Genomic DNA, 10,921 nt, shown 5'->3' with positions numbered 1-10,921 from the left:
TCTTTTGATCTACTCCTCTATAGAAACACTATCAATATGGTCTTTAAAAATATCTTCCGACCGGGAGGTCGTAGAAGATGCTGGCCGTGATGACGTTGATTGCCCTGAATCTGATGAAGAATCCAATAGTGGATTATCCTGTGTATAATCCGTTGTACCAGAAGCATCGTAGTCATTCTGATAAGTATTTGCGTTGTTCGTCTCCAGCTTTGACTTGCCGCTAATATACTTCTGGCGCTCCTGCTCCGGCATTTCCTGTAGATCGCGCTCCAGCCGTTCCCGATTCCGCTGTTCCATGGCCATGGTCGCAATGCCAATAATATTAGGATTGGACATAATCAACTCCTGGACTTTAGGATTTGGCGGATACGTAACATGGGCCCTCTCTTGCATATAAGGATCTACGTAACTAAGCGCGTATATCGTAGCATCATTAATAAATGCATCCACGATAGCACTGGACATAAATAATATTTCTTCTTCCTTCAGTTGGTGCCACACTGTACCGTTATTCAAATCAGCAACCTTCTTCTTAGAAAGAACAATGTAATCCTGTCCGGTAGGAAACTTGATCCTTATGTCGACAAAATCTCTTGTTGTCAGTTTTAACGGCAGTTGAATCAGATTGAATTCTTGATTACGCAAATCATTAGGCGTGATCCCTTCCTCAAACAGCATCGCATTGGTGATTAGTGTGTTCCTCTTTAGATCGATCTTGGAATATTTGCCTATGATATCTTTCTCCAGAACAACATTATCTGGAACGACACTCCGTGGAACGCTAACAGAGACAATATCCTCCTCAGTAATCAGATCCCCTGCCTTAAAATCATCGCTTAATATCGCCACATTAACTCTTTCCTCGTTGAGCTGCTTTTCAGCCGCAGCTAGCTTGGTTTCAACTTCATTAATGCGCTGCACATATTTCTTCTGAATATTGCTCACATATAAATATCCAATAATTATGCAAATAAGCAGAATTATCGCTCCTCCAATGGCGCCGGCCGTTAGAAGCTGTTTCTGCCTCAGTCGTATTCTTGACATACCTTAACTCCCTTCAAATAATAAGATGAACCCAAATACCTATCAATGTAGGAAAATTATATCATACGCTTTTTGCAGAAACTGTCGATTTTTGTTGAAATTTAATTATTATATCTAAATTTAGTTAATTATATTCGGTTCTAAAGACCCTGATTTGTATTTGTAAAAAAAGAGCATTTTAAGGACAAAATAAAGAGGCTCCCCTTAGCAGACACCTCTGCTTAGGGAAACCTCAAATATTATTTAACAAACAATAACGCTAGTAAAATAATTATCAGGAGCAAGCAAGCAATAATCACTAAATAGAGAGTGTTTTTTGTCGAAGCCTTCTTCTTTTCTCCCAAATAATTTTTTAGTAATTTCGAAATGGTCGAATCAGTCTCTCCTTGGGTTTTATAAGGATCAGCATGAGGAGGAATTCGATAAACCAGATTACCGGGGAGCTCTTTCCTGATATCTGCTATGCTTATCGGATCTACGAATGGAATGCAGTAGAACCAAGTGGATTGATCACTCTTCTTGTGTGCGTCCCGGAACTCTTTGATTCTGGGTTGTCGCCACTCGCTTCCCGCTCCGATTAGAATTTGAGCATTCGCGCGATAAAATTCAGCGCTCCACTCGCTCTCAGCATAACTGCCTATATCCAATATAAGATAATCATAGCCTGCTGCCAGCAGTGAGCTCATATCGATCTTATCGGTGCTTTTATAATAAACTACCCCATTTATACTGAATTGCGTGGTGGGATTGGTATAATCCCGAATGCCCTCATAGGCGCTCTCGATATAACTAAAATCCTGCGAAGAGTTAGCTTCAACAATAGCTACCGAATACCCCTTCCGGTTTAAATAATTGGATATCAAAATACTAAAGTGCGTAGATCCAACCTTGGATTCCACACCCATAACAGCTATTGTTATCGTTCCGATAATTCGATCCTGAACAATAACTCTCTCCTGGAAGGGAAGCTCGGGAATTTCCAGATCCATAACATCTGCATTCTCCAAATAAGAGCTTTGAAGCTTTGAAGTGAACCGGTAAATACGATCTTTGACGCGCTCCATTTGCACTTCCGAATCATTCAATTCCAGCGCAGCTTCGGGTTGGCTTTGATTATTCGGCAACAATTTATTTAAAGCCTGGATAATAGACTCGGGCTTAGTGCCCGGCACTGTCGTAATCACTTGAATTCCCATATCTGCTAACTGATGAACCATTCCATCCTCTTCATGACGATCAAGAGCAATAACTACAATTTGCGTATGACTTCTTAATGATTTATACTGGCGTATCCCCTCTAGAAAAGGCTGGGCTTCCGTACAATCCATATCTGTTATAAAAGTTTGAATGTTAATTCTAGCTACGGAATGTATGAATTCTAAGTACTCGGAGCCGCTAAATCTTCCTGTTTTCTCATAACTAATGTCTGAATTCCCAATTGCTTTACGGACTTGGGCGGCAGCTTTGGCTGAAATGATCAGTGCATTCATACCCTACCACCACCATTTCCATCATGACTCAGGATTTTACTGTTTGCCAAATCGAATATTTTATCCAAACCATTAGATTTTATCCGGTCAGCATCCTGTCTGGCATCATGGAGGAGCTGCTCCAGTTCTGCCCCTTCGATAACTTTGGTATAACCGACTGCTATAGGGTATGGAACTTCTCCTTTAATGTTCATCCGTAGGGATTCTACTAGGTTTGCCATTTCTAAAGATGATTTGGTAATGATGACGGCAACTCCGTCTTGACCATATCTGCACGAAAAGCCGAGTCTATCTATGTATTTCTGAATAATTGGCCCAATATTGTTGAATTGTTCATCGTAAGACCCGCTTCGATTCTCCTTACTGAAATCAATCAATATGTATACAACACCGAATGCCTGTCCACGCGATAAATAATGATTAGCCTGCTGAACGAAATGCTTGCGGGTGTATAGTCCGGTAGCCTCATCCCTAGTCGACGTAAAAGCAGCGGCCTGCATAATATCAAGCACTCTCTCCATTAGCTGGGTGAAGATCATGTACATCGAGAAGAATAGAACAAGCATACCTAGCACATGAAGTCCATTTATTTTCGTTATTGCTGCAGATATAAAAAAGATAAGATGGAGTGCGTAGCATAGAAATGAAATCATAATCTTCGGCTTGCTCCCTGTTTCAGGAAAAATCTTATAAATCATGAAACCGGCAAGCCCGGCAATAACGAACAGCAGAAGTAAAGCTGCCATTTCCACAGGCAAGAATAGCGATGCTGCTGCCGTTATTAGACTAGCTCCAGTTCCTATTAAGTGTCCGTATAATTTATCCTGTCTTTTTGTAAATAACAATCGATGCAGAGCGATCTGCATTAGAACGAAGCTGCAGGTCAAGAGAGATAGAAAGAATGCGTACCATGAAGTAAATTTGTTAGATATGGCTAACATAGCTATAGAAGATATCGCACCTAGTAGAGTTGCGCCGAACAGATTGACATACAACTGACTGCGCCACCTGAAATACATCATCGCTCCAATTGTTGCCAGAATAAGCATCATCGATAGCAATAGACCATAGAAAGTTAGTTGAATATTAATCATTCCATAACACCTTTCCCTTTATTAACTCCTCATTAATAAGCATAATGGCTTCCTTCGATAGAACTTTAGTCCTCCATCCATCCAATACCCCCTCTATATAATATACTATAAGAACCATAAATAGGAATATAGATATAATCATGGACTTTGATCCAATATGCTCTTATATCTACTGATAATTGAAATGAGAGGCAATCATGGGTTTGACCGCCGCCAATCGAGTATTTCTGTATGATATTTCATGCACAATCGTGCATCCGGTCGCTACACGAGTGCTTCTATATGATAAATAAGCTGACGCAGGCGTCAGCTTAAGTTTCAAATGATACTTCTTTCATATGATGGGGATTTTTATCGTTACTCGTTTCGGCTATCGATGAACCAACTGGGGCCCCCAGCATTACGTACTTCTTTTTTTTCATAATCATATGTAACAGAGATCATTACATCTTCATGCCCTTTGATATAGCCTTTAAGAAAAATGGTCGAATTTATAGAGGGATGAATAATATCATAATCTGTGACTATATATTCGCTGTTATAATACTTTTTTATATATTCCTGACTCAGGATCGTGGCGGTTTCTACCATTTCCTTCTTCTCTATACTGGATGTATAGCGGCCCACCAGCCAGAGCGCAACTATAACAAGAACAAGTACCAAAATAACTTTTTTAACCATACCCAATCCTCCCATCTGATTATTCCACGATCTACTACGAGTCCTGTCCACTTGATGAGAGTCGTGTCACTTTCCATTGTCTATAAACCAACTGGGACCCACAACATTTCGTACTACTTTTTGTTCATAATCATATGTAATGTAAATCGGTACATCTTCATGTCCTTTAATATATCCTGTAAGAAAAATGGTCGAATTTATAGAGGGATGAATAATATCATAATCTGTGACTATATATTCGCTGTTATAATACTTTTTTATATATTCCTGACTCAGGATCGTGGCGGTTTCTACCATTTCCTTCTTCTCTATACTGGATGTATAGCGGCCCACTAGCCAGAGCGCAACTACAACAAGAACAAGAACCAAAGCAACTTTTTTAACCATATCCAATCCTCCTATCTGATTATTCCAAAGATCTACTCCTCTTTTCCATTTCAACTTCATCGAAATAAACTTAGTTCATAAGAAACACTGCCCAGTTCCAGATATACCCAAAAGGAACCATATGTAGTATAATAGTTCTAGTTCCTCATCCTGTAAAAATAGAGATTAAACGGATTACGCATCTTGCATCAAGCAGCTAAGAGTTATTGCGTGTCCTGCCCGCTTAAAGAGGGATACTTCGGGTTTCGGGATTCAATGAACCAACTGGGTCCCTTAGCATAGTCCACTTCTTTTTTACGATAATTATAAACAACGGTGATCGTTTCATCCTCATGCCCCTCAATATAACCATACATAAAGATAGTAGAAGAGATAGAAGGATGAATAATATCATAATCCTTTAATATATATTCACTTTTGTAATACTTTTTAATATATTCCTGACTCAGGATCGTGGCCGTTTCTACCATTTCCTTCTTCTCTATATTGGATGTGTAGCGTCCCACCAGCCAGAGCACAACTATAACAAGAGCTAAAGCTGCAACAATTTTCTTGACCAAGCTACATTTCTCCTATTATGGTAATTTATATATTTCGTAACTTTATAATATATTCGCAGAATAGACAAGGGGGAATAGCATTGACATACATTAATGATAAGACGTACTGGACTATATCGGATGAGGTTTATCGACGGGATATTACTTCTGAAAGTTACAATCACCGAGATCTTCCAGACTGGAAAATCGTCGAACCCGAAGGAGCTATGCTGCATGATACCAATGGTTCCGGGTTCGACGCCACTGTCTTCTATAACGAGAAGGATAATCAGGTCATTATCGGCTACAGAGGTACGGAGCCGCCGGATCGGCCCTTTTGGAGTGTGCTCATGGACTGGGGTACAGACTTGAATGACGTCATTGGCCATCGCCCCAAAAATTTGGAGAAGGTTCATGAATACTATGAGAAGAATAAGGCGGAAATCGACGCCTTGCCTCTAGATTTAAGACTCTCCTTTATAAGATCTGAATCTGAGTATCAGAACAACCAATTTGTGCAGGCCCAGAATCTGTACGATGTAGTGCGGAAAGAATATCCCAACGCCGAAATTTCCACTACTGGCCATTCCCTTGGCGGCGCGGAGGCAGAATATGTTGCGGTACGCAACGGTCTAAATTCGGTAAGCTTCAATGCTCCCAGTATTGTACACATCCTGCCGGATGATCTTCTGCAGAAGGTGAAGAACGGGGACTTTCTTAAAACAAATGTAGCTTACGTCAATCCAGGAGATACAATTGGCTCCGGTGCCACCGACGCTGAGCGACATGTTGGAGAAACCTACTATATTAACTCGACCTTTGATGACGCTAACAAGCGCAGTGTGTTCGTCCCCTTCTCGATCCCCCAGAAGAGAGATAATCCTTTCGCACAATTTGTTCTGGGGCACAAGTGGACGCCTATTCAGTGGGTTCCGATTACGCTGCCTTTCGGGCGGCAGGACGCATTGACCAAATTCTACAATTCCATTGCAGGCAAGCAAACGCATTCCCTGAAGCATTTTGAGTTTGATGAAACAACGGGAAATATTAAGAACAATCTATTCACAATGGATGGAGAAACGGTTAATGGGTACCCGAGAGTAGAGGCATACGAACGAATGATGGCGGCACGGGCTGAATTGCAAGAAGCATTGGGAAATCTAGTGGAGCGCTACGGCTCTCAATGGGGGGCTTTCGGACAACTGGCGGCGGCAGGATTGGGTGTTACTATTGGAGATGGACATAAAGTAGACCGGCCTTATGCCGGAGGCTCTGCCGCCGGAAATAAAGGCGGCGGCACAATTCAACTCACGCCGGCGGAGCTGCAGCAAGCAGCCCGGCAAATGAGGAGCAGCCTGCAGGAATTCTCTAATGATACAAGAACCTCCATCCGTTTGTTCCAGGCTCAGGTCGAGACAAGTCACAGCCAGTCCCTAACACCTATTGTCTACAACGCCATGACTTCATTTGAGCGAATGAATCAATGGTATCAGCAATCTATTACGGATATTGCGAATTATATTGATCTAAAGGCACAGCTATTTATAGCTGCAGATCAATAATGCGCAGATTAGGCTGAAATCGTAAAGGTCGAGTCTTCGTAATGCTAGCCATATCTAGACTAATGATATTATCAAATGGGGAGGCTTTAGGAATGAATCGAATATCTGTACAGCTGGAGGATCTCAGAAGAGCTGTTCAACAGTGTGATCGATTGAAACAAAGACTCCAATATCAGGAGCAGCAGATGAGAACGATCCACAGTCGTCTGCATGATTGGAAAGGCGAGTCCGCCGTCAAACTCGCTCAAAAAATGGAAGCATTTCTCCAGGGAGCAGCGGCTCGTTCCCAAGAGCTGGACATACATAAGGAACAGCTATTGCGCTATATACGAAAAATGGAGCAGACGGACCTTATGACCTTCGGTCAATCACGCTATTAGCAACAGGCTCCTGTTAAGCAAAAACAACAGGAGCCTATTAAAGAGCTTTAAATTTCCAAAGTGAATTTGGCACTGAGCAATTTTCATCAGGTGCCACTAGAACTAGAGGATTGGAATTTCTATGCTATCACAAGAATGCACTTTATAAAACATTGTCTGCTAAGTCATGATCATTCGTTGATTCTGCCCGTGTTATACCATAATGCATCATTCATGGCAGCTTTATGAATATCGATAAGTATGTTGCTATCTGCATTGTAATCCACGCTTGGATTGGACGACATACCGGAATCCCAAATGTTGTTATGAACCCAATGGATATTCGGCCATTGCAGTTCACCGATGTTATACCAAATCAAGCCCGTGTTTTCACTTGTATGCAATTCAATCAGCTTATCGTCCCCAAGGAACACCACGGTTGGCGTTTTGCCGCTTTGATCCTGCATGCTGCCACTGACCCACCACGTCACTTGCCCGCTGCCTGCCCAGCTTCCCGTAGTATAACGCAGTTTGCCGCCGCTGGTATACACGACAATTATGTTCCCATTGCGAATATCTACATCCGGGCGCTCCCCGTTCTGATCATGAATCGTTCCTTGCGACATCCAATTGATCCGGTACTCGGTCGGATGAATTAGCCCGGTATGGTAGAACAGCTTCCCTCCTTTCGAGTAACTTAGCACGACCTTGTTTCCATCTAGAGCGATATGAGGCCATTCCCCCTCTGTATGTTGACCGCCAATAGCAATTTTCTCGTTGGTCATCCATGTGATCGTGTTGTTAGATTCCAATCTTCCGATGTTTGCCCATAGACCCGAACCGGAGCCGTCTGTCTGATTGACTTGAACCACAACGTATTGATCATTGATTTTGGCTGCGTCGCTATGCGGCTGTACACCGTTTTTATTGCTGCCGTCCGGATTAATCCTTTCATTCGTTGTCCATTGTATGTATCCATCAGGCTGCATTGAGCCGACAGAATACCATAAGTTATGATTGAACAGTCCCTCTGCTTTATGAACCTCGACCACTCTTCCGTCATCAGTAATGGACACGGAAGCATCCCGTCCGTTCTGCGTTCCGCCCGTTTTCTCTACCTTATGATTGTAATCGCGAAGCGGCACGAGGAAATGATCATAAAGCCGGGTCATTGCTAAATAGGAATCCGTAGACACAAAATGACGAGTTCCGAGCTTATCGTTGGCGTATGCGAACTGAGTCCATCTTTGCGCCGCTTCCCCGTCCCCGTTTGGAAACTTATAATGCCAGGCTCCCTCATTACCGTTTAGACTGTAAAATCGCAAAGTGTACCCTTTTTGCGAAGCTAAAGCCATCATCTCTTCCAGCCGCTTTTCTTCCTCCTGCGACCAGTTTCCAGGCATCAGCAAGTCAAAGCCGGTTTCGATGTGCTTCCAATGCACCGCATAAAAGCGATGGTAGCTATCCGCTTCCTCCGGAAAATAATCGGCTACATTGCTGAATCTGCCGTCCGTGACACTGTATACCTTATCCCTGAAAGCATACAATTTCTTGCTGGAAGAAGCGATGCGATCATAATACGTATTTTTCAGCTCTTCCGCGCCGGACAAGCAGACTGTAATTGTGCCTTCGCTAAAGCTTTGATGATCCTCAAGCAAACTGTAGCTTAACCTATGGCCATAATGCTCAAAGATCGCTTGTAAAGAGCTGGACACCTCTGAATAATCCGGGCTATTGGCCGTTTTCATATCCAAATTAATGATGATGCTCTTCCCGTCGCCATGCACGCTTCCGCCGTTTCTGTCCACCTGCGCAGCTACGTCCTCAAAATATTGATATAAATGCCGGGTGTTCGGCCAGGATGCGGCATCATGCTTGACATACAGCTTGACTTGTCCTTGCAGATAGTCCGGATACTGAGCTCCGGAATACGTGCTATGATCCGTATCGACCATAATGTCCAGCTCCACGTTATAAAATTTCAATGCAAGCGCATCAAGAAACTTTTGATCCGGATCGCTCTCATCATACGTATCATGAAAAGCTTTATACGGATTGGCATCGATCGATCCGGGGCTGGCTTTCACGCCGGTTGTCATCACGGAAAACAACATAATACAGCTAAATGCAGCCATCAATCGTTTAATGGTCGATGAATACGTTTTACTCACATGTACCGCTCCTTTTCGAATTACATTTTATCGGGCTTATTTTCGTTCCCTGCGAATCCAGAAATGAAAAACGTCGTTCCTTAAATAATCGAAAGAGTACAGCACTTCTCTGTTTTGCTCATCATAATGGAGTTGCTTCAGCAAAATAACCGGTGTTTCTTCCTCCTTATCAACCTGCAATCGTTGCACATGCTTGTCCTTTTTGAACGGAACAAGCAATTCCGTATCCGCTCTGGCAATAACAATGTTGCATTCATCCTCAAGAAAACGGAATAACGAGCCGTTAAAATCCACACGTTCGAAAGCGTCGCCTACCAAGTCTTTTGGCATCATGTTGATGGAATAGGTGACGGCCTCTCCGTCTGCATAACGAATGCGTTCCAGCTTCACAACTTTATCGCCGGTCTGAATGTTCAGCGCCTTGGCCCATTCCTCGGTGCATGACACCTCCCCGATCATTTCCTTGTTGTTCTCCTCCGTTAAGCCGGACAGCTTAATCATCGTTCCAATGCTTTGGAGAAACTCCAAGCGGCTCGGTATCATCGGCAGCGGTTTAATGACAAAGGTGCCCACGCCGTGCTTCACAAGCAATTTCCCTTCCTGCTCCAGCAGCTTGATAGCCGCTCGAAGCGTTTCTCGGCTGACATTGAAATATTCCGCCAGCTCATACTCTGACGGAAGCCTTTGCCCGACTTTCCATAGCTTGCTGTCAATCATTTTTTCAATTTCCAATTTAATATTCTGGTAACTAACCAATCGATTGCCCCCGATTCCTGTATAGTTCATCCTTTGTCTAACAAACTGGCTTGGAGCAGCTCCGCTATTTCTGGATTGCCGCAGATCAAAAGAGAATGGCCATCCACCTCCATCGTGAACAGCGTTCCCCCCGCTTCTTCAACGATCAGAGCACCCGCGCACCAATCCCATGCATGAAGATCAAACTCCCAATACCCGTCAAAGTACGATGCCGCAACAAAACACAAATCAAGCGCAGCGCTGCCTGTACGGCGAATGCCCGACACCCTACCCATCATTTTGTTAAAATACTTCAGGTTGATGATAGGCTCATGGCCACAGCTAGGAAAGCCCGTTGTAAGCAAGCTGCTCTTCAAATCCTTCGTCTGTGACACTTGAATACGCTGCCCATTGTAATAGGCGCCGAGCCCCTTAATCGCCTGAAACTTCATGGAGAACGGCGGTGAATAGACCAACCCCAGTTGAGTAATCCCATTATGCTGCAAGGCGATCGAAATCGATGACAACGGAAAACCATGGATAAAGTTCGTCGTGCCGTCGATCGGATCGATCACCCACACAAACTCGCTTTGCTTGTCGAGCTTGCCGCCTTCCTCAGTCCATATGCTATGTTCGGGGTAACGCTTCAATATGCCATCGATCAAGATTTCCTCTGATTTGAGATCAATATTCGTAACAAAATCCGTATCATGCGCTTTGGTCTTCACCTGCATATGCTTGCGGTTCAGCGCATCCAATTGGAGGGCCGCTGCTTGCTCTACCCATTCCTCCATCTCATTCATCAAGTTGTTCAAATTCATGCCATCACTTTTCCCTTATTCGATCTGATCTGATTTTA

The 10,921-nt window shown here is 43.3% G+C and carries 11 protein-coding genes; 2 read left to right on the top strand and 9 right to left on the bottom strand.

The features are described from left to right. Positions 1-9: 9 nt before the first annotated feature. The 6 genes from CZ379_RS10155 to CZ379_RS10130 form a co-directional block, all read right to left on the bottom strand. Positions 10-1,044: an SAF domain-containing protein gene (locus CZ379_RS10155; protein WP_110931522.1), complete on the bottom strand. Its 1,035-nt coding sequence runs from the start codon at positions 1,042-1,044 to the stop codon at positions 10-12. 239 nt (positions 1,045-1,283) lie between these two features. After that, a complete protein-coding gene (locus CZ379_RS10150) occupies positions 1,284-2,534 on the bottom strand; it encodes a hypothetical protein (protein ID WP_110931521.1) in 1,251 nt (416 codons plus the stop codon). Continuing rightward, positions 2,531-3,628, bottom strand: coding sequence for a diguanylate cyclase domain-containing protein (locus CZ379_RS10145; RefSeq protein WP_110931520.1), 1,098 nt, complete (start codon positions 3,626-3,628; stop codon positions 2,531-2,533). The genes CZ379_RS10150 and CZ379_RS10145 overlap by 4 nt, the downstream gene beginning before the upstream one ends. Before the next feature lie 357 nt (positions 3,629-3,985). Then, entirely contained in the window at positions 3,986-4,309 is a 324-nt protein-coding gene (locus CZ379_RS10140; RefSeq protein WP_110931519.1) for a hypothetical protein, read from the bottom strand. 66 nt (positions 4,310-4,375) lie between these two features. Beyond that, on the bottom strand, positions 4,376-4,696 hold the full coding sequence (locus tag CZ379_RS10135) for a hypothetical protein (protein ID WP_234404878.1): 321 nt from the start codon (positions 4,694-4,696) through the stop codon (positions 4,376-4,378). Between the two features lie 203 nt (positions 4,697-4,899). Further along, complete coding sequence (locus CZ379_RS10130) at positions 4,900-5,256, bottom strand: hypothetical protein (protein ID WP_234404877.1); 357 nt, start codon at positions 5,254-5,256, stop codon at positions 4,900-4,902. 80 nt (positions 5,257-5,336) lie between these two features. Between CZ379_RS10130 and CZ379_RS10125 the strand changes: the two genes are divergently transcribed. After that, positions 5,337-6,797, top strand: coding sequence for a hypothetical protein (locus CZ379_RS10125; protein WP_110931518.1), 1,461 nt, complete (start codon positions 5,337-5,339; stop codon positions 6,795-6,797). Positions 6,798-6,889: 92 nt separating this feature from the next. Beyond that, complete coding sequence (locus tag CZ379_RS10120; protein WP_110931517.1) at positions 6,890-7,177, top strand: WXG100 family type VII secretion target; 288 nt, start codon at positions 6,890-6,892, stop codon at positions 7,175-7,177. 170 nt (positions 7,178-7,347) lie between these two features. Here the strand turns inward: CZ379_RS10120 and CZ379_RS10115 are convergent, their stop codons facing one another. From CZ379_RS10115 to CZ379_RS10105, 3 genes are read right to left on the bottom strand one after another with little or no spacing between them, the layout of a single operon-like run. After that, complete coding sequence (locus CZ379_RS10115; protein WP_110931516.1) at positions 7,348-9,327, bottom strand: PI-PLC domain-containing protein; 1,980 nt, start codon at positions 9,325-9,327, stop codon at positions 7,348-7,350. A 36-nt stretch (positions 9,328-9,363) separates the two neighbouring features. Further along, complete coding sequence (locus CZ379_RS10110) at positions 9,364-10,083, bottom strand: GntR family transcriptional regulator (protein ID WP_199925809.1); 720 nt, start codon at positions 10,081-10,083, stop codon at positions 9,364-9,366. A gap of 26 nt (positions 10,084-10,109) precedes the next feature. Next, on the bottom strand, positions 10,110-10,883 hold the full coding sequence (locus CZ379_RS10105; RefSeq protein WP_110931514.1) for an inositol monophosphatase family protein: 774 nt from the start codon (positions 10,881-10,883) through the stop codon (positions 10,110-10,112). Positions 10,884-10,921 lie beyond the last annotated feature (38 nt).

Source organism: Paenibacillus bouchesdurhonensis (genome assembly GCF_900155685.1).
In the GTDB taxonomy this organism is placed as follows: Bacteria; Bacillota; Bacilli; order Paenibacillales; family Paenibacillaceae; genus Fontibacillus; species Fontibacillus bouchesdurhonensis.
This window is presented reverse-complemented; position numbering and strand designations above follow the sequence as displayed.